This window comes from Oceanobacillus sp. FSL K6-0118 (genome assembly GCF_038006665.1).
Classification (GTDB): domain Bacteria; phylum Bacillota; class Bacilli; order Bacillales; family Amphibacillaceae; genus Oceanobacillus; species Oceanobacillus caeni.
In genome coordinates this window covers 1279426-1302371 of record NZ_JBBOVR010000001.1, presented here as the reverse complement: position 1 = coordinate 1302371, position 22946 = coordinate 1279426, and the positions used below count along the sequence as shown (strand labels likewise).

Below are 22946 nucleotides of genomic sequence, written 5' to 3'. Positions count from 1 at the left end.
ATATCAAAGATGGCAAGATTCCGCGCTTAGACAGTCGGACAATAACGATAGGTAAAAGCTATTTTTTCCAAGGACATTCTAGCCTAAAATGCTATGAAGCACGACTATCTTGTTGTGCTTCATAGCATTTCCATCTTATTCTTCTTTCCTAGCTTTAAAAAATACTTTTCCATTTATCTTTTTTCTGTCTACCCTTTTTATATTTTCTAAATAAATCAACCTTGTAAAAGTCGCCATGAATGCACTTAAGTCAATGATAATGTTCATCGTACCATAGATCTCTTCACATACTTGTTTAACAGTTTTATATTCATCTTTTACAGCAGCATGTACTTCTTCAAGACGCATCATATGTCTCTCTTGCAATTCCGTTACACGTTTTTTAAATTCATAAATCGGTTCTCCATGTCCTGTCAAAGCAATTTTAGGAGAATAACCTTTGATAACTTCCAACGACTGGAAATAGTCTTGTAATGGATTCCCTTCTTCTTCAGCAGTCCATACACCAACTACCGGGGAAACATCTTTTAATACATGGTCTCCAACAATGAGAACGTTCTTTTCTTTATTGTAGAAACAAAAATGATCATATGCGTGACCCGGAGTCCATATGGTTTCATATAAATCGTCACCTAGTTTAATTTTTTGGTGATTTTCAAACGTTTCATCTGGTTGAAAAGCAAAAATCCTCTTATTTTCAAAATAAAAATTAGGTAGATTAGGTCCATCATACTTTTTGATATATGCTCTTACTTGTTCTAAATCTTGATTTAATGCTTTCTCCATTTCTTTCATACTTATTTTTGGTATAGCAACAGGAACGCCAACTGTCTCTTGGAACCAACGAGCTAGTCCAACATGATCTTCGTGTGTATGAGTTATAACTACCTTTTCTATCTTGATACCTGTATCTAATACGTCTTTCCATATTTCAACAGCTTCATCTAAATTAGCACCTGTATCAATTACGGTATAACCATTTTCTCCTTCAATTAAATAACTATTGACATCTCCCATCCCCATCGGAAATGTTACGATTAATCTTTGTATTCCTTCAGTAATCTCTGTTAACATAATTCTTCCTTCTTTCTTTAAATTGCTATTTCCTTTTTCCATTCGGTAAATTCATCCATTATTTTTTTATTAATTTCAAATCCAATTCCTGGTTTTATCGGAACTTCAATCATACCTTGTTCCACAACTACTTCCGGTGTAATAATATCTTTTTCCCAATAATTTTGCGAACCAGCAGTATCTCCTGGGAGAACAAATTGTGGCAAAGTGGTTAATGCTATATTGTGAGCCCTACCTATTCCCGCTTCAAGCATTCCACCACACCAAACTTCCATCTGATGTTCTTGGCAAAAGTCATGAATCCTTTTAGCCTCTGTTAGCCCGCCAACTCGTCCTATTTTAATATTGATTATTTTACAGCTTCCTAATTCAAATGCTTTTCTAACATCTTCCAAAGAATGAATACTTTCATCTAAACAAATCGGGGTATCCATTTCCTTTTGCAATTTAGCATGTTCAACAATATCATCATGTGCCAAAGGTTGTTCTATCATCATAAGATTTAATTCATCTATTTTTTTCAAATGATTAATATCCTCTAAACTGTAGGCAGAATTTGCATCTGCCATAATTGCTGTATCCGGAAAATGGGAGCGCACTTCCCTTAATACTTCAATATCTGCCCCCGGTTTAATTTTTAATTTTATTCGCTTATACCCTATTTGAAGTGCATCCTCTATTTTCTCAATTAAATCTTTGATAGTTGGCTGAATCCCAATACTTATTCCTACTTCTATTTTCTTCTTATCTCCACCAAGTGCTTTGCTTAATGAAACATTTTCTCGTTTAGCATATAAGTCCCAAATCGCACCTTCTATAGCTGCCTTAGCCATATTATTTCTTCTTATCGGCTGAAACACCTTAGAAACATCGTTTGGGTGGGTCAACCTACTTCTCTTCAAAATAGGAATCAAAAAATCCTCTAACATATGTTGTGTTGTTTTTACCGTCTCTTCCGTATACCAAGGCTCTGAAAACGCGACCGATTCCCCGTATCCACAGTTTCCTTCCCCATCATAAACTTCTATTACAAAAAACTCCTTATCTTGAGTCGTTCCAAAACTCGTTATAAATGGATTTTTCAGTCGCATGTTTAATTTTCTTAGGACTATTTTCTTTAATGGTATTGTCATTATGATGTCCTCCCGGAACATATTCTTTACCTTATTATAGAATAGAACCCTTAGAGTTCTCCAGTTATTGCCCACTTATCAGGTACATCCAAATATGTTACTATGAAATATAGATTGATAATTTAAAAGTTTAGGGGTGAAAAAATGGTTAAAAAAATGAACGTGGAAAGTTTCAACCTCGATCATACTAAAGTTCAAGCACCATACATTCGCTTAGCAGGTATTACAGAAGGTGCAAATGGAGATATTATTCATAAATATGACCTTCGTTTTAAACAACCTAATAAAGCACATATGGAAATGCCTGCTTTACATTCATTAGAGCATTTAATGGCCGAATTAATTAGAAACCACCACAGTACGATTGTGGATTTAAGCCCAATGGGATGTCAAACTGGTTTCTACCTCACCGTTTTAAATGACGATAATTACGATGGCATTTTAGATACAATCGAAAAAACATTAGAAGATGTTTTGAAAGCAGAAGAAGTTCCGGCATGTAATGAGGTACAATGTGGCTGGGCTGCTAGCCACAGCTTAGAAGGCGCGAAGGAATTAGCTCGTGAAATGCTAGCAAAACGAAATGAATGGAAAGACGTATTTGGAGAGTAATTAAATCCATTAAATCCTTTATAGCTTAATAACACACCTCAAAAGTTGAGTGAAATCAAACTTTTGAGGTGTTTTTTTAAATCTAATTCAAGCTTTATTTGGGCCAAACACCCGCTTTTCAACAGAAGATTCTTTCCCTTCCAACCGCTTCTCCAATGTTTGCCGCCAATTGGATGCCAAAAATTCGCAGGAAGCAAGATCCTTCGCAAGTTGTAAGTCATCTTTTCTTTCATACATCACTTCATTACATTTTGAAATGGTCCATTCTGGATAAGGCCGTTCTAACAGAATAAGATTTTGTTTTTCTTGAACAAACCCCTCTTTTAAAACCCGAAAATACCATCCCGTTCTCCCCGTATTCTGGATTCGTAAAGCAAAATCTATGATCTTAAAGCGACACGCTGGTTTCCAACAAGGTCTACGCGGTTGAGATACCTGAATAATTGCATCACCGAATTGATAAGTATCTCCTATACAAACCGTTTCCTCATCCAAATAATTAACTGCGATATTTTCACCCATTGCCCCAATCCCAATATGTATATCAAGCTCCAATTTCCATGTATCATAATGTTTTGTTGAATAAGCGAAAACAGCTTTTTCCGATCCTCCATGATTTTTCTTATCTGCAACTTCATCTCCTGCTAACCCACTATTACTAAGCCATTTCTTATCGTGAGCAGTGTCCTTAAATATACCACTCTCCCACTCACGCTCCATCGGATTTTTAGCTTCGGGTTTTCCAATTTGCTTAACTTTTCCTACTAACAAATTTTGAACATAAGGATTATTCATAACAATCACCTCCTAGTACAATTAAAAAACTTGGCATTCGCTGCGAAACTTTGCGAATGCCTTAATGCAAAAGCTATGACCCGTTCTCATCACGTTTATTTGGCAATCTTCCTGCCTTTTTTGCTTGTTCACGCAATAAATACTCGATGTGACTGTTTACACTTCGAAATTCATCATTTGCCCATGATTCAATAACTTTATATAGCGTTGGATCAATTCGTAAAGGAAAATTCTTCTTTTTAGCCATAATAGCCCTACTTTATTGGTATAGTGATCCAGTATTGATTACTGGTTGTGCGCCATTATCGGAAACGATAGAAACAAGTAAATTGTTTATCATAGCTACTTTACGTTCTTCATCTAAATCGACAATTCCTTCTTTTTCTAATCTTTGAATCGCATCTTCTGCCATTCCTACTGCCCCATCTACAATTTGCTTACGTGCAGCAATGATGGCACTTGCTTGTTGACGCTGGAGCATCGCTTGCGCAATTTCTGTAGAGTAGGCCAAGTGCGTTAGCCTTGCTTCGATGACTTCTACACCTGCAACTTTTAATCTTTCTTGTAATTCAACTAATAATTCCTGTGATACTTCGTCCGCGTTACCACGTAGGGAAAGATCATTGTTTTCATACGAATCATAAGGGTATTTCGTTGCAACCGTTCTGATTGCTGTTTCACTTTGAATCTCTACAAATTTTTCATATTGATCCACATCGAATACAGCCTTTGCTGCATCAACCACTTTGAATACGATAACAGCCGCAATTTCAATCGGATTCCCGTTAACGTCATTTACTTTCAATCTATTACTGTTAAAATTCCTAACGCGAAGTGAAATCGTTCTTCTAACCGTAAATGGGATGGTAAGCGCAATTCCCTCTTGCCTAATGGTTCCCATATATTTCCCCAAAAACATAACTACGACCGATTGATTTGGTTGTACCAATGTAATTCCAGAGGCTAGTGTGATGGCAAGAACTATTAAAATCCCACCAATTACAAATCGCTGTTCCAAAATACTAAATACTGCTCCAGCCAAAAGTATAGCAATAATCAAAATTCCTAAAAAGCCATTTAATCTCCATGCTTGTTTCTCACGAAGTCCATCCATGATATCAATCCTTTCATTTCACTTTCATATTATTATGATATCATATTTAGGATTATTCTGTCAATTTGAACTATGTCTCTTGGAATAATAAATATTCACCGGTTGAAGATGCTTTTATATTAAACCTGTCCCCATTATACGAGGATCGGGATTAAATTACCTACTAAGTTTAAACAAACAACCATTTTTATGAAGAAAGTGACCCATATTTGATTTTAGCCTTTCCAAATGTTTATCTTTTTTCATACCTTGTTGATAACCAATTGTTGAACAGTATTAAAATCTTTCTTTATTGTCCGTTGATCATTCACTATTTCGTTTTCAAAACACTTGTCATATTGTTAGTTAGGAATGTTAAAGAATTTGAGAAACTAATAGGAGGTGAATAAATATGCCATTTTATCCCCCAAATCCAGGAAGAAGACCGTTTTACCCTCCTAATCCAAGGAGGAGACCATTTTACCCTCCAACCCCGGGAAGGAGACCATTCCCTCCAGGCAACATACAAAGAAATTGGCCAGCTAATCGAATAGAACGACAGCCACATCCTTTTTTAAATCCAACCCAAGGTCAACAAGCACCAACTTCTGGACTACAAGGATTACAAACGGTGATGGGACACGTGGGAAACGTTACAAATGGAATTAATATGCTGAGACAAATGGGATCATTAATGAAGTTTTTTTAATTAATTTTAGTTAGGAAGCTGTTTTAAAGGGAAAACCTTAAATAACAGCTTCTTTTCCTATTTGAGCGCTATTCGGAAACCACGTTATATCACTTAAACTATTGTGGGTGTAGGTTTCACAGCTAAACCTTAGAATGTAGTAGTTGATCTTCTTCATCCATAAAATCCAATTTCTAGTATTCTTCTATAAATACGAAAACGCCACAGCTAGAAACACAGTGATAAGAGTAAATTTTATAAGATAACAAAAGCCACCACAATCGTGATGGCCTTTCTACTTATTTTCTTATTTGTCCGTTACCATTTATAAAAAATTTACTGGATGTTAAAGCAGGTAATCCCATTGGTCCTCTTGCATGAAGTTTTTGTGTACTGATGCCAATTTCAGCTCCATAACCGAATTCAAATCCATCCGTAAATCTAGTAGAAGCATTGTGATACACAGCAGCGGCATCTACACCATTTTGGAAAATCTGTGCGTTTTTGTCATCTTCGGTAATAATAGCTTCCGAATGTCTTGTACCGTATTGATTAATATGTGCAACAGCAGCCGTTACATGATCAACTAATTTTACACTGATTGTTAATCCTAAATACTCTGTAGCCCAATCTTCTTCCGTAGCGGCTTTCGCTTCTGGGAACGCTTCGCATACAGCCTCATCCCCATAAATTTCCACTTGATTCTCTTTCAACAGGTTTAACAGGTTAACACCATTTTTCTCAAACCAGGCTGGATGAATAAGAAGAGTTTCAATCGCATTACAAACAGAAGGTCGTTGTAACTTGGCATTTAAAACAATTTCCTCAGTCATTGATTTCTTAGCGGATTCGTCAATAAAGATATGACAATTTCCCGCACCTGTTTCAATTACTGGAACAGTTGATTCTCGTACTACTGTATCAATTAAGTTCTTCCCACCTCTTGGGATTAGAACATCCAAATATTCATTCAGACGGAAAAGTTCCTTAGCTGTTTCTCTGCTTGTATCTTCTATTAACTGAACAGCACCTACTGGAACAGAACTTTTTTCTAATGCTTTATGAACGGATTTCATTAATGCAATGTTTGAGTACTTGGCAGAAGAGCTACCTCTTAATATAACTGCATTACCCGTTTTTAATGTTAGTGCTGCTGCATCAATGGTGACATTTGGTCTCGCTTCATAAATCATCCCTACTACCCCGATAGGAACTCTTTTTCTTTCAATATATAAGCCATTTTCCTTTTCTATCGTTTCTAACGTTTCACCGATTGGATCTTTTAAGTCAATAACCTGTCCCATTCCTTCAGCCATTCCTTCGATTCGAGCCTTATCAAGAAAAATTCTATCTAAAACAGCTTCAGTAAGCCCCTTTTGTCTACCATCTTGTATATCTTTCTTATTTTCCTCTAAGATCACATCTTTATCTGCAACGATTTGCTCTGCAACTAAGGCTAATGCCTCATTTTTATCCTCTGTTGTTAATGTTGTCATTTGATAACTTGCTTCTTGTGCTTTTTTCCCCTTAAATTGTACTTCACTCATTCGATTACCTCCCCAATCTTTTTCACCACAACCCACTGATCGCGATGTATCACCTCAATTGCCGGAATTCGAGTAGCTCCTTCTTCTCTACGTAATTCTATACTTTTATTTAATTCACTAGAAGAACATTTCACTTGTCCTTTTCCAAGGAGACCGTTCTTGCTTAGAACTTCAACGACGTCCCCTTCTTCAAATAAACCTTGAACTTTAAACACACCGGGAGACAATAAACTACTGCCATGATAGAGGATCGCCTCTTCTGCTCCTTGGTCAACATACACTTTACCAGATGATTCTGAATGTAAACCAATCCATTGTTTATTTGTATTTACCCAAGTTAATTTCTTATTACTTATATAAGTTCCATTTCCTTTACCACTTAATACGTTAAGTAATTTATTTTTCCCTTCTCCCTGACCGATGAAAACAGGAACGCCTAAGGAAAGAGCGGTTCTTGCAGCGAGTAATTTTGATTTCATTCCTCCAGTACCAACTTTGGAACCATTTGAATCTACTGCATGAAACATCTCATCATCTACCGTATCTAAATAATCAAATTTTTTCGCATCTGGATTCGTCCTTGGATTTCCATCATAGATTCCATTTATATCTGTTAATATAATCAAGCGATCTGCATGAACGAAACCACTGACTAAGGCTGATAGCATATCATTATCACCAAAAGTTAACTCATCAATGGATACCGTATCATTCTCATTAATAATCGGCAAAATACCTCGATCCAATAGCTCACTTAATGTAGCGAATGCATTTCGATATCGCTCCCTATTCGAAAAGTCCGAACGGGTTAGTAAAATTAAAGCGGCAGTTACATCATATTCATGAAACTTATCCAAATAGGTCTGAATAAGCAAACTTTGTCCAACAGCGGCTGCAGCTTGTTTCCCTTTTATGGTTACTGGACGCGAAGAATAACCTAATCTTTTAAAACCCGCTGCTACGGCACCAGATGAAACCAAAACGACTTCATGGTTATTCTCTCTTAATGCAGCTATCGCATGTACATGGTCTTCTAATTTCTTATGATCAATTTCCCCTTGTTCATTCGTTAATGAACTACTTCCGATTTTAACCACAATTCGTTCCTTTGCCATTTATCTCTGCTCCTGTTTTATAATGATAATTTATAAGATTCAAGTTGCAAGTCCAATTAAATAAAAAAAGCCCAATCATCCTTCATGTTTAAAAGGACGAAAGAGCTCTGCTTCCGCGGTACCACCATTTTTGGATGTTTATACATCCCACTTTTCTTCATATAACGTTGAAGAGACGCCAATGTTTTCACAAAGGACTGATGAAGGTAGGTTCAGTGATTTGCCTGTGGCGGAATCTCCCAGCAATTAACTCCACTCTCTTACACTGCAAGGTTCACTTACTAGTCCTTCCTAAACGTTCTAATCTATTACCATTATTATGTATAGAAACCGTATATATGTCAATAGTTAAACATTGGTAGAAAAATGCTTTATTGTGAAAAGTCGAAACTCTCCGTATAATAGAGACAAAAGCGTTAGCGCCTAGTTAGGGACATACGAAGGTGAAGGAAGTCTCACCTGTCCCTAGGCGCTGGACGTGGCCTACCTTATGACAAGATTTAATAAGCTGAATTTCTATACTTACATATTAGAAAAGGAGGGAAAACTATATGTGTCTAATAAACTTTCATTTTCATGATCACCCTACTTACAAATTAATCATTGCGGCAAACCGTGATGAATTCTATCAACGACCAACCGCACCCGCATCCTATTGGAAGGATCACTCAGAAATTCTTGCCGGACGAGACTTACTACAAATGGGAACGTGGTTTGGCATAACAAAAAAAGGGCGTTTCGCAGCATTAACCAATTATCGTGATCCGAATTTACCGGAAACAGGAAAATTTTCACGTGGAGAAATAGTACGTTCTTTTTTAGCAGGCGAACAAACTCCTGAGGAATATTTACAAACATTGAAATTGGATAGAGAGAAATATGCAGGTTATAATGTCCTGATTGGCAATGGGGACGAATTATATCACTACAACAATATATTAGATGAAGCAAACAAAATCACATCCGGTACACATGGGCTGAGCAATGCCACGTTAAATACACCATGGCCTAAGATAGTCAAGGGGAAACGAATGTTACAGGATTATGTAACTAATCATAAAGAAATAGATTCAAATGAATTATTCCGTATTACTTCCAATGCTGAGCAAGCAAACGATGAAGATTTACCGGATACTGGAGTAGGAATTGAGTTGGAGCGAACCCTATCCTCCCTATTCATTACATCTCCTGAATACGGAACAAGATCTTCAACCGTTTTATTAATTGATAAAGAGAATCATGTCACTTTTAATGAACGTACATATGAAAAAGGTGAATTCCAAAGAGAGAAACAATTTACATTTTCAATTGAATAATAAAGCTCGCCACAATAATGGCGAGCTCTTTATATAGGATTGATCTTTACTTATCTTTTCTTTTGAATATCTTTTTCTTAATAACATAAACAATCAATCCTAATACAGCGTATATGAAAAACAAGACGATAAATCCCCATAAACCAATTACAGCATCGGCAAATTCCATATTTCCTCGATTCGTGATCGCTTGTTGTAATTCAATTGCAAATACTAAAACAACCATTCCAGTAAACGTATATATAAAAGATAAAATCGTAGTACTCCACTTTAATCTTTCAATTAATTTAAAGAAAAAATGCACGACTAAGAACGTAACCATGCCGATAATTCCCATAACCCAGAAATGTAATTCTTTATCTGTCATATCGCTAAAAAGAAATGTCAGTATATCATGTATTTCATTAACAACGTCTGCCAGAGTAATGACTATTTCTCTCATCTTGATTACCACTCTCCTTTGCATGTAAGTTTGCAAGAGATATAGATTTAAGTATAAAAAAAGAGAATAGGCTATGTGCCTACCCTCTCTCTTTTTAGTTAGTGGGACATGTAGGGATCGAACCTACGACCCGCTGATTAAGAGTCAGCTGCTCTACCGACTGAGCTAATGTCCCGTATTCCCTGTCGACTTAATTATTGTAACAAATAGGAATACAGAATGCAAGACTTTTTTTAAAAAAATTTGGCAATCGCACAAAGTTTTTTAGCGAATGCCTTAGGAAATACCATTATTCCCACTCGACTAGCGTGGCTTTTAAATTTAATAGTTCATCTTTAGTTAGTGTAATGCCTTTTCCCATTTTTTCTTTATTAGGCGCCCAATCTCTAAGGTCATATTTCGGATCTCTTCCATTCCAACTAATTAGATTTAACTCCTTTGTCCACCCTTTTGGTGATTCAGAAATCACTGCAATTGTTTCAATAATATCATATTTAATTTCTGCCATGATATCAGCTCCCTTTTATATGACTTTTTAACTACCTTGTTAAAAATTATATCAAATTGGAATACAAAACCAAAATTCTCATGTTCATATATATATTACAACATATCCTAATCATCCATTAATTCAAAAAACTTAAAGCCTAAATCAGCATCTCTTCTATGATTTAAAAGCTTCTCCCTACTTTTTATTAGGCGCTCTCGTCCAATTTCCGAAATGGTTCGATATCCAGCTTTAAATGCTACGGATTTTTTATTAATTAATTCTGCATGTTGAACTAATATGAATTGAAGTTTTGTTTCAAACTTCTGATTATAACGCCATACCGCTTCCCCAGTTGTACCAGAACCCGAAAAGAAATCGAGTACAATGGCCTTCTCATCATTATATAAAAGTGATTGAATCAAGTAGCGGATTAATTTTTCCGGTTTGGAATAATCAAATACCTTTTTTCCAAATAAATCAATTATTTCTTTATCCGCATCCTCGTAAGTAGGAAAACCATACCCATTTATGGTAAATAAATTTTTAATTTTCTTTACTTCTCTTCCACTTTTTACATGGTTAGGACGAAAAGGTACTTTACTAATAACAATCTCCTCTCCATTTTGGATAATTTCATTTAGCTTTTCTTGAGAATAACGCCATTCTCCTTTTAAACGAAAGGAATTTTGATTTACGCCACTTTCAATGATGACGTCATCTAATAATTCCGTAATGATTTTACCACCGGACATATTCTGAGCTTTAACCAATCCATCCGCAAGACGAAAGTGAACAGTCCCTTCAGGAAAAGTTAACGTGCGTAATGTATTTCCAGCATTATTCAACGGATACTTCTTTCCCTCTTCCGTTTTTTCAATGGAAAGCGCGTGAGTCCGTTCATTGCTCTTGGAAAAGACAACAATATATTCGGTTACACATCCTACATTTCTGTCTAAAAAAGAAGGTTTTTTCTTTTTCTCCCAAATAAATGTACAAACAAAATTGTCCTCACCAAAAATCTCATCGCATATTTTTTTCAGATTATATAGCTCTTTATCACTAATACTAATAAAAATCATGCCATCCTCTGTTAAAAGATTTCTGGCAAGGAGTAGCCTTGGATATATAAAATTTAGCCAATTTGTATGAAACCTTCCTGATGAATGAATAAAATTGGAAAGACTTTTGTGGTTGTTGAATATCTCACTGAAGTTATCGTTATAAATAAAATCCATTCCGGTGTTATATGGGGGGTCAATATAAATCATCTTGACCTTTTCTAGATGTGATTGCTGCAGGAGTCGTAATACTTCTAAATTATCCCCTTCTATATAAAGGTTTTTTGTCGTATCCCAATCAACACTTTTTCTTAAATTTAAGGATAATCTCTTCGTGGGTGGATCAGAAGCGGAACGAATCGAATCTGTTTTTCCATACCACGAGAATTCATATTCCTTATTCTCTTTTATAAGATGCTCTCCAAATAATAGCTTTAATTTTTCTACATCAATTTTTGACTCTGTAAAAACTTCCGGAAATATCTCCTTCATTTTTTCAATATTTTTGTCTATTTCATTCAGCTTTCGTCCATCCATCTTTTGCATAAGCTTTCACCTATCATTCTCATTTATATTTAAATTAGCATATGCATCAGATAATTTGCAATTATTTGCATCCTATATACAAAAAATACAACTACCACTCCAATGAGTCCGCAGTTGCAGTAAAACTAACTTGTAAAAAGAGAATTATCAAGAACGGTTTGGAATTGAGCCAAATCCCTTGAATCTTGACGAATGGATTGCTCATCTAGTAATGGATCAGAATCATATTTTTGCATATCTTCTCTAATTAATTCTTCAGACTTTTCTTCATTGAGTGGATCCATACTTCCATTTTGGTGGGTGTCCATACTATCTCTCCTAACAAATCGTTATATACCTAGCATTAGCCAAAACCAATTTAAATATTACTCCGTGAATATTTTGTCGCAATAATCTTTACACTAATGATAAAAAGGTTTATGATTACTAATACAATATCCTAGTATGATACTATGCTTTAATATACGATTTTAGGGGGATTTTACATGACAATGAAAAAAACGTTGACTTTAGCAGGCTCCGATACTAGTGGAGGGGCTGGTATTGCGGCCGACCTTAAAACATTCCAAGAACATGATGTATACGGTATGACCGCATTAACCACCATCGTTACAATGGATCCAGAGGGGTGGCATCATCGTGTGAATCCGATTGATGTAGAACTTGTGGAGAAACAATTAGAAACAGCATTATCTGTAGGAATCGATGCAGCTAAGTCAGGTATGCTTGGATCTGTTGATATTATTGAATTAGGGGCGAAGAAGTTTAAAGAGGTGAAACTGGATAAATATGTGCTCGACCCTGTAATGGTATGTAAGGGGGAAGATGAAGTATTACAACCAGAAAATACCGATGCAATGCGCGAATTACTATTACCATTAGCACTTGTAACAACGCCAAACCTTTTTGAAGCTTGGCAACTCGCTCAAACAGATGGCCCTATTAGGGATGTAGATGGAATGAAAGAGGCGGCAGCCAAAATTCACGAATTAGGTGCGAAAAATGTCGTTATTAAAGGCGGGAAAACATTAGATCCCGAAAGAGCAATCGATCTTTTCTATGACGGAAAAGACTTTACCGTTTTAGAAGGAGAAAAAATTGATACGACATATACCCACGGCGCTGGTTGTACATTCGCAGCGGCGGTTACAGCAAATTTAGCAAACGGTAAATCAGTAAAAGATTCCGTAGCAGATGCAAAAACATTTGTGAATGCCGCAATCAAATATGGTTGGAAACTGAATGAATATGTTGGTCCCGTCATGCACGGTGCGTTTAATAAATATAAAGTAACAAATTAATTTAAGAAGTCGCAGGTGGGTTTTCACTTGCGACTTCTTCTTTATCTAAACTAACGCTTTTGGTTTATCCCCAAATTTCATCTGCTACTTCTTTAATAAGGCGAAGTTTATTCCATTGTTGTTCTTCCGTTAATATATTTCCTTCCTCCGTAGAAGCAAATCCACATTGCGGGCTAATGCAAAGTCTGTTTAAATCCACATATTTCGTTGCTTCTTTTATACGACTTTTAATTGTCTCTTTATCTTCTAATTCTCCCGTTTTTGATGAGAATAGTCCCAATACAACCAACTTGTTATCACTAACATCTTGTAATGGTGCAAAGTCACCAGCACGTTCTGTATCAAATTCTAGATAATAGCCGGAAACATTTTCTTTTGCAAATAATAACGCAGAGATTGGATCATAGCCACCGGAAGAAGCCCAAGAAGAATGATAGTTACCACGGCAAACATGCGTTGTTACAATTAAATCTTCAGGTAAATTTTCAATTGCCAAATTGTTTACACGTAAGTATAGTTCTCCAACACCCTTTACTGTTGCAGTGTCCTGGCGTGCTTTCCAGTAATTTTCATCCACAAGCATCCCCCATGTGCAGTCATCTAGTTGAACATTCCTACATCCGGCATCGTATAAATCCTTTATCACTGTTTGATATGCTTTTGCGATATCCTCAACTAGTTCATCTACATCTGGATATAGCGCTTTAGTTGCCTCTATATTTTCTGCACGCTCTAATTCTGCCAAAAATTGGGCCGGTGCAGGAATGGTTTGTCTTGCCGTAACACCTTCAGTTGCATATTGTTGAACAAAAGAAAAATGTTTAACAAATGGATGATTTTCACCACTAATTTTCCCTGTAAGACGAGCTGTTTCTGCTCGAGTTTCTTCATGGTGGAACTTATAGCCTTGTTCAATGGATTCTTTATGAACTCCATTCAATCCCCACATAAAATCTAAATGCCACCATGAACGACGAAATTCCCCATCCGTGATAACTTGTAAGCCAACTTCTTTTTGTTTTTGAATTAAATCGACGATGCATTCGTCTTCTACTTTTTTCAATTCAGTTTCTGATAAGTTCCCTTTTGCAAAAGCAAAACGTGCTTCTTTCAATTGTTTCGGTCGTAAAAAACTCCCTACATTATCAAAACGAAATGGTGCTACAAGCCTTTTTTCAAATTTAGTCTCTACAGCCATCTGAACTCTCTCCCTTTGAATCATTTTGTTAAACAAAGTGTAGCATGGAAGAGTCCATATAGTGTAACATTAAAAACCTATTACTTGTCATAGTTTTAAACTATAGCAACTTTCTTTCTTCCTCAATGGATTCTTTTAAATAATGAATATAAATTTCAGCTAGTGGACTATTTGTTACATTTTTATGTGTAATATAACCTACCGTAATGGTCTCATCTACTTTTAATGGAACAGCAACAATATCTCCATTTAATTTTCTACTAATAACCCCAGTAGAAATCGTATAGCCGTTTAAACCTATTAATAAATTAAACATCGTAGCACGGTCTGTAACCCGAATGTTCTTCGGCCTTGAGAGTGTACTAAGTATCTCTTCTGAAAAATAAAAGGAATTATAATCCCCCTGTTCATAAGATAAATATGGATAGGGAAGTAAATCGGATAATGTTACATACTCCCTATTTACAAGCGGATTAGTCGAACTAATAAACACATGTGGTGTTGCATCAAATAACTTATGAAAAGTTAAATTTCCTTCTCTAATAAATTTAGAGATTACCTGTTGATTGAAATCATTCACATATAAAATACCAATTTCACTACGAAGATTTTTAACATCATCAATGATTTCATATGTTTTGGTTTCTCTTAATGTAAACTCATACTCATCGCGATTATAATCTTCTAAAAGACGAACAAAGGCACTGACCGCAAATGCATAATGCTGCGCAGAAACAGAAAAATGCTGCTGCTTTAGATCTGGTGCGTTAGAATAACGATTTTCAAGAAGTTCTGCTTGTTCCACAACTTGCCTAGCATACCCAAGAAATTCTGAACCTTCTGGTGTTATAAGAATCCCTTTGTTCGTTCTATAAAAAATCGTAATTCCCAATTCTTTTTCCAATTCTTTTAATGCGTTAGAAAGACTTGGTTGACTTATAAATAAATTTTGTGCTGCCTTACTTATGGAACGACTTCTTGCCACTTCAATCACATACTTTAATTGTTGTAATGTCATTTGAGATCCCTTTTCTTTTTTTCATTAATCATATCAAATATTTCTAAAAAAACGCATGGAAATTATAAAATTCCATGCGTTTTTTATTCAATAAATATTGCCAACTAGAAACGTCGTAATGACATTTTCAACGGGCTTTTTGGACGATCTCTTAATCATACGTTATATCCACTACTTTACCTACTCTTAATCATAGCCTTTTCCCCTTTAACTTTATCCCGAACAAAGAATGCTATAATTAAGCCAATTACTGCAAAGATTCCTGAAATCATAAAAGAAACATTCACACCATGAATGAGTCCGTTAACCCCTTCCTCTGGCACAGCAGCTGTCGTCATAATGGTAATTGGTAATGCTGTCCCAATGGCACCTGATACTTGTCGGAATGTATTATTCACTGCAGTTCCATGCGGTATTAAATGCATAGGCAACACATTTAGACCTGCTGTTGTCGCTGGCATCATTACCATCGCAATACCCAACATTCGAAAGGCATGAACCGTTGCAATATACGTAAATGTCGTCTGATCTGTAAGAAATGCCAACATAAACGTAGTAACCGTAATAAGGACCAAACCGGGAATCAATAACCATCTAGCACCAAATTTATCAAAAATTCTACCGGTAATAGGGTTCATGATACCTTGAAGGATGGCACCAGGTAATAATGCCAACCCAGATTCAAGTGCAGTAAACCCATGCATATTTTGCATATACAATGGCAAAATAACTGCGGCCCCAATCATTGCCATAAATGTAACCATTCCAAGTACAGTCGTTAAGGTAAACATTTTATATTTAAAAACACGCATTTCCAATATTGGCTCTTTTAATCTTAATTGTCTTAAAATGAACCACGTAAGTGCAATGGCACCAACAATAAACGAAATGATAACTTGCATACTACCCCAACCAGCATTTCCAGCAATACTAAATCCATACAAGAAACCACCAAATCCAAAGGTAGATAAAATAATCGATAACACATCAACTTTAGGATTCGATAATTCCGTAATGTTCCTAAGGATAAAGTAAGCGATGATAATGTTGATGATAGCAATTGGCAAAATCATATAAAATAACGTTCGCCAAGTTGCGTTCTCTACAATATATCCGGATAATGAAGGTCCTATAGCTGGGGCAAAGGCAATAATAAGACCGAACATTCCCATCACTGTTCCACGTTTCTCAATTGGGAATATAAGCATCATAATCGTTTGCGTAAAAGGCATTAAAATACCTGCACCCGCAGCTTGAAAAATCCTCCCCAATAATAATATGGAAAAAGTTGGTGCAATCGCAGCTAGCAACGTACCAACTGTAAATAGACTCATTGCAGTTAAAAACAAGGTCCTAGTTGAAAACTTTCCAATTAAAAAAGCAGTTATAGGAATCATTATACCGTTAACAAGCATAAATGCGGATTGCAACCATTGCACCGTATTTTCACCAATATGTAGGTCTGCCATAATATGAGGCAATGCAGTACCCAATAACGTTTGATTTAAAATAGCAACAAATGCTCCTGAAATTAATACGATTAATAAAGGCACTTTATTAATACTCTCAGCGCCACGTGAAGATTGATCAGGCAATTCTTATTCCTCCTTTTAAATTTATGGGAGACTTGGTTTTATCTATTATTCCAAAGCTTCACTTTTATAAGAGCAATTTTTATATTTTACCATAAACATAATGTTAATATCAAGATAATTATATTTTAAGTTTACCTTTTTCCCCTATAAGAACATGTTTTCGTCATATTGAGATTCTTTAGGGAAAACTTTTTGCAGTTTCAATGAAGAAGCAAGTTTTTTCCAATACAAATAAACATACTACGCAGTATGTCTATTCTGACTATTCAATTAATTGGTCTAAAGTTGAAATGTTAGTTGTCGTGAATCTTTTGGCTTTTCTATGTATTTAAAATGTCGAATCCCATAAGCATCTTTTTTCAGTATGGCTTCCATTCCCGCCGAAAAACGATATAGAAACATCTTAATTTGATCCTTTGCCTTTATGCCCTTTGCCCGTTCAATCACACTATGAAAAAATCCATTTTGCTTTTCTATTTTCAGTGTCATAAACGTAACCATGATGGACAAGAGTAAAAACATTCTCTTCAGTCTGGGCAAGGTACGAACTCGAATATTCTCTAATTCAAATTCTTGCTTTTGCACGCGAAACATTTCTTCGATACGCCATCTAGTAATATAGGCTTTTAAAACAGAAATTACCTCTGCTTTTTTCTGGATTCGCTTATTTGTAAGCAGCACCATCGGCTCTTTGCCATATCCATACACAACAATCATCGTGAACTTTTTTCCCTTAAGCGAGGGGATTTCTACAGTAAGATGAGAGACTTTCAAATCATAGACGGTTCCCTTTATTTCAGAACGAAAATTGATTTTCCCTTTTCTTCTGATTGCCAAATCATGTACGGAGAACTTTTTATTCTGATACAATAAATTTCGATTTTTCTTCAACCGAATGATAAAGTTATTCTCCTGCTTGAGGATTTTTTTCATGACTTCTATATTGTCATACCCACGGTCCATGACGAAGGTTGCTTTCTTCTCGCCTAAAAGCTGATCTACGTAATCCAAGCCCTTGTATGTTTCATCATTCTCGCTGATAAATCCCTTTTCAGCAGATGAGTATAAATGAGAATAAACTGAAATCGGATGCTTTGTCCTCGGAGCCACGGCAATCATATTGGTTGTCCAGTATCCATTGCCAATTTTCCCTGTCGAACCATCTCTCACTTGCCCAAGAGCTTCCATTTTACAGGCGGTGGGTTTCACAATCTCAGAGTTATCTACCAGAATCAGATTATCTTCTTCTTGCAGGAAAGGTTTTATTAGTTCTTCATAGTTCTCCAACAGCTCGGTTGTTTCATGAAACTCATCCATACGATTGGAAAGTCGCTTGACGGTTTGTATCGTATCGATGGGCTCTTCTAGAGTGCGTGCAATGTTGGAAAGCAAAACAGATTTGCTTTTTGCCATGCCAAATAAAATATCTAGGATAAAGTTTTTATTGGGTTTTTGCATTCCTTCTGTCAATTTTGAAGAAAAATCATAAATGGAACGTTTAGTAGTGTAAATTGCCTGGCTAAATGTGTTATAATTGGTCATAGAAAAAGACTCCTTTTTATGCTGTATATTTTGTTTTGTCCAAATAAAATTTTAGCATATTTAGGTAGGCTTTTTCTTTTTAATTTCCAATAAATTACGTACATTTTGATTAAAAAAGACTAAAATAGGCATCGAAAAGTCCATTTATTAGGTTGAACTTTTCAATGCCTGTTTTTTGTTGGAAGTCAATCTTTATTTTTAGGTAAACTTAAATTATTTTTAGGTAAACTTAAATTATTTTTAGGTAAACTTAAAAATTATATTCAAAATCCCTAATATTTATTATGGTTCTTGTTCATCATTCCGTATTTTGAAGAGAACAGTTTTAATGTACCCCAATTTAGAGTTTTATAACTACTTTTGAAAAATAACATTTGCTTGTCCTTTAGTGAAATAAGTCCATGGATTGAAATACTACTTACAAGGAGTGCTTCTTCACTAAATAGTCTTGCTGCACGACGTCCCATCAACTTCAGCTAAAATTTTCTTTACTTACGTACAAATAAAAGTAGTGCAAACACATAATGTTTACACTACATAGCTTTTATATTTCTTTTATCTGGAAAGAACTAAGTCGATTTGCTTTCGGATTGTAGATAATATCCCCTTGAATGTCGAGATTCCCTTGAGAACTTTGCAACTTGAATGAATAGCTTTCTTTCATTGCCGTATTCGATATTTTGGTTTTGGTTAATAAATGATACTCCGCTATTCGATATCCTGGATATGCAGTTTCAACCACGTGTAGCAAGCGTGCCCCCCACCCTTCCATTTGCGAATCGGAGGCCGGGATAATTTCGACATTTAATACTCCAACGTTCGGATTGACTCCTAATGCTTCAAACGCATTACGGTGAATATTTAATCTATTAGGTGGATAATCTTCCACCTCGTCCACTACCTTTACAACGACTTCCCTCCCATATGGCGCCTGTATATTTCTTAATCTTATAAATTGACCACATCGATAAGGAGAATTTCTTGCGACAGCTACAGTCATATAATTGTTTTCTGACCAAGGCATTTCACATTTCGTCACTGGCCCTCCATAAGTCCAAGTAACTTGACCATGAACCGGTTGTCTTTCATCATAAGCAAATGCAGTGTTTCTTTCATATGGTAATTCGGGTTGATATGGAAAGGAATTCACGTAATAAGGCAAATAATAAAAATAATATGGAAACATTCGTATTCCTCCTGTTTATAAGGTAAAAACAATTAATTCGTTATCTGTAAAAGCCGATTATAAACCGTTTAGATGGATAAAAGCCTTCATGATAACATATTACCCAGGAGGTAAACTGGTGACTATTCTATATAGTTTATGTACAAAAAGACGCCCATACGTCAATAGTATAGGCGCCTTCGATATATTTGTGGCGAAAGAACTAAGTGTTCACATCACTTATTTCATTATCTTTCGACTTACACAAATCAGCTCATCGCATTTCTAGAATAACATATATTCCTTTATTTAACCATTGGAAAATTAACCTAAATAGTAAGAGGTTGTTCAAAAAGGCCGGTAAAAATGACATGCCGCTGTGTAGGGACAACGTTACAACAAATCTTTACGGCGGAACGAGTAATCTTAGTCCCAGGACGTTGTGTTCTTAGCCGACCCATTCCTTTTTATCATCCTTTTTGAACACACCTTACAATACTTTATCTAAAAATTCCTTTGTTCTACCTGATGTCGGGTTTGAGAAGATGACATCTGGGCGACCCTCCTCCATAATAATCCCTTCATCCATAAATAAAACACGGTCTGCTACTTCTCTTGCAAAACCCATCTCATGTGTCACAACAACCATCGTCATTCCTTCTATAGCAAGTTGCCTCATTACCTCAAGCACTTCCCCAACTAATTCAGGATCGAGCGCCGAAGTTGGTTCATCAAATAACATCAATTTGGGTTCCATCGCAAGTGCCCTAGCGATCGCAACACGTTGCTGTTGTCCCCCTGATAAAGATGATGGATATTTATTGGCTTTATCTGATAAACCTACCTTCTTAAGTAACTTTAGTCCACGTTCCTTCGCTTCATTTTTAGAGATTTTTCGAACCTTCATTGGAGCGAGCATAATATTTTCTATAACCGTCTTATGCGGGAACAGATTAAATTGCTGGAATACCATCCCCACTTCTGTTCGAACCATATTAATGTTTGTTTTTTTATTTTTTAAATTGAAGCCATCTACAGTCACCTGTCCACTCGTGATAGACTCTAACATATTTAAACAACGTAAAAATGTACTTTTTCCAGATCCACTTGGCCCAATAACACAAACAACTTCAGAGGATTGAATCTCACAATCTATTCCTTTTAACACTTCATGATCCCCAAAACTTTTGTGTAAATTTTCTACTTTAATCATTGTACATCCAACCTCTTTTCAATCATTCGTAATATATACGATAATGTTAAGGTAATAATTAAGTAAAAGACTGCAACCGTTGTATAAATTTCGACTGCATTAAAATAGTTAGATGCAATTAATCTTCCTTGAAACATTAATTCCGGAACAAGAATAACAGATAAAAGGGAAGTATCTTTAATACTAATAATAAATTGATTTCCTAGTGGAGGGATCATTCGTTTAAATGCTTGAGGCCACACAATATAACGCATCGTTTGATTGTGGGTTAAACCAAGTGATCGTCCTGCTTCTACTTGTCCTTTCGCAATGGACTGGACCGCACCACGTACAATCTCGGCAATATAGGCTCCTGAGTTAACAGCGATCACGATAATTCCAGCTGTCACGGATGCCATATTATATCCAGTTATCAGTGGTAACGCAAAGAAAATCCAAATTGCTTGTACAAGTACAGGTGTCCCTCGGATGACTTCAATATATATGGATGAAATACCATAAAATATTTTATTTTTTGATATACGTCCAAGCCCAAATATAGCTCCTAATACAAAACCGATAATAAGTCCTATGATTGAAATTAGTAATGTATAATAAAGACCTGTGCCAAGTTCTGGCAAAAAGTCAATCACACCAGCCCAATTAAATCTACCTTCCATATTCACACCTCTTAAAGTAAAAATAAGACTTATCTAGTACGAGATAAGCCCTATTTTAGATTTTTCAATTGAAGCGTACCTCTTTTATTATTCTTGTTTTGCACCAAACCAAGTTTCATAGATTTCGTCATATGTTCCATTTTCCTTTAGTGTTGCAAGTGCATCATTAATTGCAGTAACTAATTCTTCCTTACCTTTCGTAACCGCGATCCCATAGTCTTCTGCTTGATATAGTTCACCAACCGCTTTTAATTTTTCTCCTGTTGTATTAATGTAATAGTTTACGTTTGGCGCATCATATAGAATGGCATCTGCACTTCCATTTTCCACCGCTAAATATGCTTGATCTAGTTGTTCATATTCTTTAGACTCTGCACCATCAATATTATCTTTAATAAATTGTGAACTTGTTGATCCCATACGTGTTGCAACTATTTTTCCTTCTAAATCCTCAATACTTTGAATCTCATCATTATCCTTTGCAACCCCAATTTGTAAACCGGATTCATAGTAAGGATCACTATAATCAATGACTTGTTTTCTATCTTCTGTAATACTAATTCCAGCTATAGCAATATCAAATTGACCAGTTTGAAGACCCGGAATAACTCCATCAAAGTTTGTTGTTTCTAAATTGATTTCAAATCCAGCTTCTTCAGCGATAGCTTTCATTAACTCAATATCAAATCCGGTATATTCTCCATCCTCACCTTTAAATTCGAATGGAACAAAAGATGTATCACTAACAACGGTATACGTGTCTTCTAATTCACTTTCATTAGAACTAGCCTCTCCATCCGTATTAGCTGTTTCTTCCCCATTGTTTGCCTCTTCTCCTTCATTACTTGAAGTAGCATCATTCCCACCACACGCTGCAAGGAATAGAACAAACATTAGGGAAACCAATAATGTTAAAATTAATTTCCACTTACTTCCTCCCAATTAATAGACCCCCTTATTTTATCTCTTATCTCATTTATATAACCAATCCGGAAAACTAATACCAATAAATTTTAAGAATCCTATTTATACTTCTGATTTTGAAATAGCTTTAGTTATTGAGATTAAGTACTAATATTCTTTAAAAAATAATAGACCGTATATCACGGACAAAATACCACTACTTCTTGCTTCAAACGTTCGTGAGAGTCCTTGTCACGTACAAAACACCGCTGCTTTTTGCTTCAAACGTCCGTGAGAATGCCTATTCATAAAAAAAGCAGAAGCAAATTCTTTTACGAATTGCTCTGCTATTCTGGTTGGGTTCATTATGTAATTTTCATTACTCTATTTGTGTTTCATACTTCAAAGGAAAAGCCCGTTAAGCCAAAAACGAAGCGCCTTAT

23 protein-coding genes and 1 tRNA gene are annotated in these 22946 nt (G+C 35.7%); 4 read left to right on the top strand and 20 right to left on the bottom strand.

From position 1 onward, the window contains the following. Positions 1–135: 135 nt before the first annotated feature. Together MHI02_RS06790 and menC are read right to left on the bottom strand one after the other, a co-directional pair. Positions 136–1116: an MBL fold metallo-hydrolase gene (locus tag MHI02_RS06790; RefSeq protein WP_052771715.1), complete on the bottom strand. Its 981-nt coding sequence runs from the start codon at positions 1114–1116 to the stop codon at positions 136–138. Beyond that, positions 1092–2207, bottom strand: coding sequence for an o-succinylbenzoate synthase (gene menC / locus MHI02_RS06785; RefSeq protein ID WP_216883698.1), 1116 nt, complete (start codon positions 2205–2207; stop codon positions 1092–1094). The genes MHI02_RS06790 and menC overlap by 25 nt, the downstream gene beginning before the upstream one ends. A 144-nt stretch (positions 2208–2351) precedes the next feature. Between menC and MHI02_RS06780 the strand changes: the two genes are divergently transcribed. Beyond that, positions 2352–2819: an S-ribosylhomocysteine lyase gene (locus MHI02_RS06780; RefSeq protein ID WP_047185220.1), complete on the top strand. Its 468-nt coding sequence runs from the start codon at positions 2352–2354 to the stop codon at positions 2817–2819. 87 nt (positions 2820–2906) lie between these two features. Here MHI02_RS06780 and MHI02_RS06775 read toward each other — a convergent pair whose 3' ends face one another. The 3 genes from MHI02_RS06775 to MHI02_RS06765 all read right to left on the bottom strand — a co-directional run bounded on the left by MHI02_RS06775 (position 2907) and on the right by MHI02_RS06765 (position 4728). Then, complete coding sequence (locus MHI02_RS06775; protein ID WP_341165781.1) at positions 2907–3614, bottom strand: MOSC domain-containing protein; 708 nt, start codon at positions 3612–3614, stop codon at positions 2907–2909. Positions 3615–3687: 73 nt separating this feature from the next. Further along, positions 3688–3861, bottom strand: coding sequence for a hypothetical protein (locus MHI02_RS06770; RefSeq protein WP_047185218.1), 174 nt, complete (start codon positions 3859–3861; stop codon positions 3688–3690). Positions 3862–3873: 12 nt separating this feature from the next. Continuing rightward, complete coding sequence (locus MHI02_RS06765) at positions 3874–4728, bottom strand: SPFH domain-containing protein (protein WP_047185217.1); 855 nt, start codon at positions 4726–4728, stop codon at positions 3874–3876. Between the two features lie 391 nt (positions 4729–5119). On the opposite strand from MHI02_RS06765, the gene MHI02_RS06760 reads away from it, so the two are divergent. Next, positions 5120–5416 (top strand): hypothetical protein, encoded by a 297-nt coding sequence (locus tag MHI02_RS06760; protein ID WP_052771714.1) that lies wholly within the window; start codon positions 5120–5122, stop codon positions 5414–5416. Positions 5417–5694: 278 nt separating this feature from the next. Here MHI02_RS06760 and MHI02_RS06755 read toward each other — a convergent pair whose 3' ends face one another. Together MHI02_RS06755 and proB are read right to left on the bottom strand one after the other, a co-directional pair. Beyond that, on the bottom strand, positions 5695–6942 hold the full coding sequence (locus tag MHI02_RS06755; protein WP_341165780.1) for a glutamate-5-semialdehyde dehydrogenase: 1248 nt from the start codon (positions 6940–6942) through the stop codon (positions 5695–5697). Beyond that, entirely contained in the window at positions 6939–8057 is a 1119-nt protein-coding gene (gene proB / locus MHI02_RS06750) for a glutamate 5-kinase (protein WP_060667517.1), read from the bottom strand. The genes MHI02_RS06755 and proB overlap by 4 nt, the downstream gene beginning before the upstream one ends. 551 nt (positions 8058–8608) lie before the next feature. Between proB and MHI02_RS06745 the strand changes: the two genes are divergently transcribed. Further along, positions 8609–9373, top strand: coding sequence for an NRDE family protein (locus MHI02_RS06745; protein ID WP_216883700.1), 765 nt, complete (start codon positions 8609–8611; stop codon positions 9371–9373). Positions 9374–9419: 46 nt separating this feature from the next. On the opposite strand, the gene MHI02_RS06740 is transcribed toward MHI02_RS06745, so the two are convergent. From MHI02_RS06740 to MHI02_RS06720, 5 genes are all read right to left on the bottom strand, one after another. Beyond that, positions 9420–9815 (bottom strand): hypothetical protein, encoded by a 396-nt coding sequence (locus tag MHI02_RS06740; RefSeq protein WP_047185213.1) that lies wholly within the window; start codon positions 9813–9815, stop codon positions 9420–9422. A gap of 102 nt (positions 9816–9917) precedes the next feature. Beyond that, positions 9918–9990: transfer RNA gene (locus MHI02_RS06735), tRNA-Lys, on the bottom strand. 114 nt (positions 9991–10104) lie between these two features. Further along, positions 10105–10323 (bottom strand): YdbC family protein, encoded by a 219-nt coding sequence (locus MHI02_RS06730; RefSeq protein WP_047185212.1) that lies wholly within the window; start codon positions 10321–10323, stop codon positions 10105–10107. A 107-nt stretch (positions 10324–10430) separates the two neighbouring features. Then, the gene (locus tag MHI02_RS06725) at positions 10431–11909 is read right to left on the bottom strand and encodes a site-specific DNA-methyltransferase (RefSeq protein ID WP_047185211.1); all 1479 of its coding nucleotides are present in this window, start codon (positions 11907–11909) and stop codon (positions 10431–10433) included. A gap of 125 nt (positions 11910–12034) precedes the next feature. Next, the gene (locus MHI02_RS06720) at positions 12035–12217 is read right to left on the bottom strand and encodes a hypothetical protein (RefSeq protein ID WP_047186799.1); all 183 of its coding nucleotides are present in this window, start codon (positions 12215–12217) and stop codon (positions 12035–12037) included. A 177-nt stretch (positions 12218–12394) separates the two neighbouring features. Between MHI02_RS06720 and pdxK the strand changes: the two genes are divergently transcribed. After that, positions 12395–13210 (top strand): pyridoxine/pyridoxal/pyridoxamine kinase, encoded by an 816-nt coding sequence (gene pdxK, locus MHI02_RS06715; protein ID WP_145524279.1) that lies wholly within the window; start codon positions 12395–12397, stop codon positions 13208–13210. 64 nt (positions 13211–13274) lie between these two features. Here pdxK and MHI02_RS06710 read toward each other — a convergent pair whose 3' ends face one another. The 8 genes from MHI02_RS06710 to MHI02_RS06675 all read right to left on the bottom strand — a co-directional run bounded on the left by MHI02_RS06710 (position 13275) and on the right by MHI02_RS06675 (position 22542). Next, entirely contained in the window at positions 13275–14408 is a 1134-nt protein-coding gene (locus MHI02_RS06710) for a 5-methyltetrahydropteroyltriglutamate--homocysteine S-methyltransferase (protein ID WP_341165779.1), read from the bottom strand. A 100-nt stretch (positions 14409–14508) separates the two neighbouring features. Further along, a complete protein-coding gene (locus tag MHI02_RS06705; RefSeq protein WP_047186802.1) occupies positions 14509–15426 on the bottom strand; it encodes a LysR family transcriptional regulator in 918 nt (305 codons plus the stop codon). A 176-nt stretch (positions 15427–15602) separates the two neighbouring features. Next, a complete protein-coding gene (locus tag MHI02_RS06700; RefSeq protein WP_047186803.1) occupies positions 15603–17021 on the bottom strand; it encodes an MDR family MFS transporter in 1419 nt (472 codons plus the stop codon). Positions 17022–17300: 279 nt separating this feature from the next. Beyond that, positions 17301–18563, bottom strand: a complete 1263-nt coding sequence (locus tag MHI02_RS06695; RefSeq protein WP_052771644.1) for a transposase — start codon at positions 18561–18563, stop codon at positions 17301–17303. A 544-nt stretch (positions 18564–19107) separates the two neighbouring features. Then, positions 19108–19749: a hypothetical protein gene (locus MHI02_RS06690; protein ID WP_052771647.1), complete on the bottom strand. Its 642-nt coding sequence runs from the start codon at positions 19747–19749 to the stop codon at positions 19108–19110. A gap of 469 nt (positions 19750–20218) precedes the next feature. After that, positions 20219–20941 (bottom strand): amino acid ABC transporter ATP-binding protein, encoded by a 723-nt coding sequence (locus MHI02_RS06685; RefSeq protein WP_047184271.1) that lies wholly within the window; start codon positions 20939–20941, stop codon positions 20219–20221. Continuing rightward, positions 20938–21600 (bottom strand): amino acid ABC transporter permease, encoded by a 663-nt coding sequence (locus MHI02_RS06680; protein ID WP_111014493.1) that lies wholly within the window; start codon positions 21598–21600, stop codon positions 20938–20940. The genes MHI02_RS06685 and MHI02_RS06680 overlap by 4 nt, the downstream gene beginning before the upstream one ends. Before the next feature lie 87 nt (positions 21601–21687). After that, positions 21688–22542, bottom strand: coding sequence for a transporter substrate-binding domain-containing protein (locus tag MHI02_RS06675; protein ID WP_341165778.1), 855 nt, complete (start codon positions 22540–22542; stop codon positions 21688–21690). Between the last annotated feature and the right edge of the window lie 404 nt (positions 22543–22946).

What these genes read in the sequence shown, in the direction of transcription:
- MHI02_RS06770 (WP_047185218.1), bottom strand. Translation starts at nt 3,861, where the DNA reads ATGGCTAAAAAGAAGAATTTTCCTTTACGAATTGATCCAACGCTATAT.
- MHI02_RS06790 (WP_052771715.1), bottom strand. Translation starts at nt 1,116, where the DNA reads ATGGAAAAAGGAAATAGCAATTTAAAGAAAGAAGGAAGAATTATGTTA.
- MHI02_RS06740 (WP_047185213.1), bottom strand. Translation starts at nt 9,815, where the DNA reads ATGAGAGAAATAGTCATTACTCTGGCAGACGTTGTTAATGAAATACAT.
- proB (WP_060667517.1), bottom strand. Translation starts at nt 8,057, where the DNA reads ATGGCAAAGGAACGAATTGTGGTTAAAATCGGAAGTAGTTCATTAACG.
- MHI02_RS06730 (WP_047185212.1), bottom strand. Translation starts at nt 10,323, where the DNA reads ATGGCAGAAATTAAATATGATATTATTGAAACAATTGCAGTGATTTCT.
- MHI02_RS06775 (WP_341165781.1), bottom strand. Translation starts at nt 3,614, where the DNA reads ATGAATAATCCTTATGTTCAAAATTTGTTAGTAGGAAAAGTTAAGCAA.
- MHI02_RS06755 (WP_341165780.1), bottom strand. Translation starts at nt 6,942, where the DNA reads ATGAGTGAAGTACAATTTAAGGGGAAAAAAGCACAAGAAGCAAGTTAT.
- MHI02_RS06765 (WP_047185217.1), bottom strand. Translation starts at nt 4,728, where the DNA reads ATGGATGGACTTCGTGAGAAACAAGCATGGAGATTAAATGGCTTTTTA.
- menC (WP_216883698.1), bottom strand. Translation starts at nt 2,207, where the DNA reads ATGACAATACCATTAAAGAAAATAGTCCTAAGAAAATTAAACATGCGA.
- MHI02_RS06680 (WP_111014493.1), bottom strand. Translation starts at nt 21,600, where the DNA reads ATGGAAGGTAGATTTAATTGGGCTGGTGTGATTGACTTTTTGCCAGAA.
- MHI02_RS06690 (WP_052771647.1), bottom strand. Translation starts at nt 19,749, where the DNA reads ATGTTTCCATATTATTTTTATTATTTGCCTTATTACGTGAATTCCTTT.
- MHI02_RS06760 (WP_052771714.1), top strand. Translation starts at nt 5,120, where the DNA reads ATGCCATTTTATCCCCCAAATCCAGGAAGAAGACCGTTTTACCCTCCT.
- MHI02_RS06710 (WP_341165779.1), bottom strand. Translation starts at nt 14,408, where the DNA reads ATGGCTGTAGAGACTAAATTTGAAAAAAGGCTTGTAGCACCATTTCGT.
- MHI02_RS06725 (WP_047185211.1), bottom strand. Translation starts at nt 11,909, where the DNA reads ATGCAAAAGATGGATGGACGAAAGCTGAATGAAATAGACAAAAATATT.
- MHI02_RS06695 (WP_052771644.1), bottom strand. Translation starts at nt 18,563, where the DNA reads ATGACCAATTATAACACATTTAGCCAGGCAATTTACACTACTAAACGT.
- MHI02_RS06745 (WP_216883700.1), top strand. Translation starts at nt 8,609, where the DNA reads ATGTGTCTAATAAACTTTCATTTTCATGATCACCCTACTTACAAATTA.
- MHI02_RS06705 (WP_047186802.1), bottom strand. Translation starts at nt 15,426, where the DNA reads ATGACATTACAACAATTAAAGTATGTGATTGAAGTGGCAAGAAGTCGT.
- MHI02_RS06685 (WP_047184271.1), bottom strand. Translation starts at nt 20,941, where the DNA reads ATGATTAAAGTAGAAAATTTACACAAAAGTTTTGGGGATCATGAAGTG.
- pdxK (WP_145524279.1), top strand. Translation starts at nt 12,395, where the DNA reads ATGACAATGAAAAAAACGTTGACTTTAGCAGGCTCCGATACTAGTGGA.
- MHI02_RS06780 (WP_047185220.1), top strand. Translation starts at nt 2,352, where the DNA reads ATGGTTAAAAAAATGAACGTGGAAAGTTTCAACCTCGATCATACTAAA.
- MHI02_RS06720 (WP_047186799.1), bottom strand. Translation starts at nt 12,217, where the DNA reads ATGGACACCCACCAAAATGGAAGTATGGATCCACTCAATGAAGAAAAG.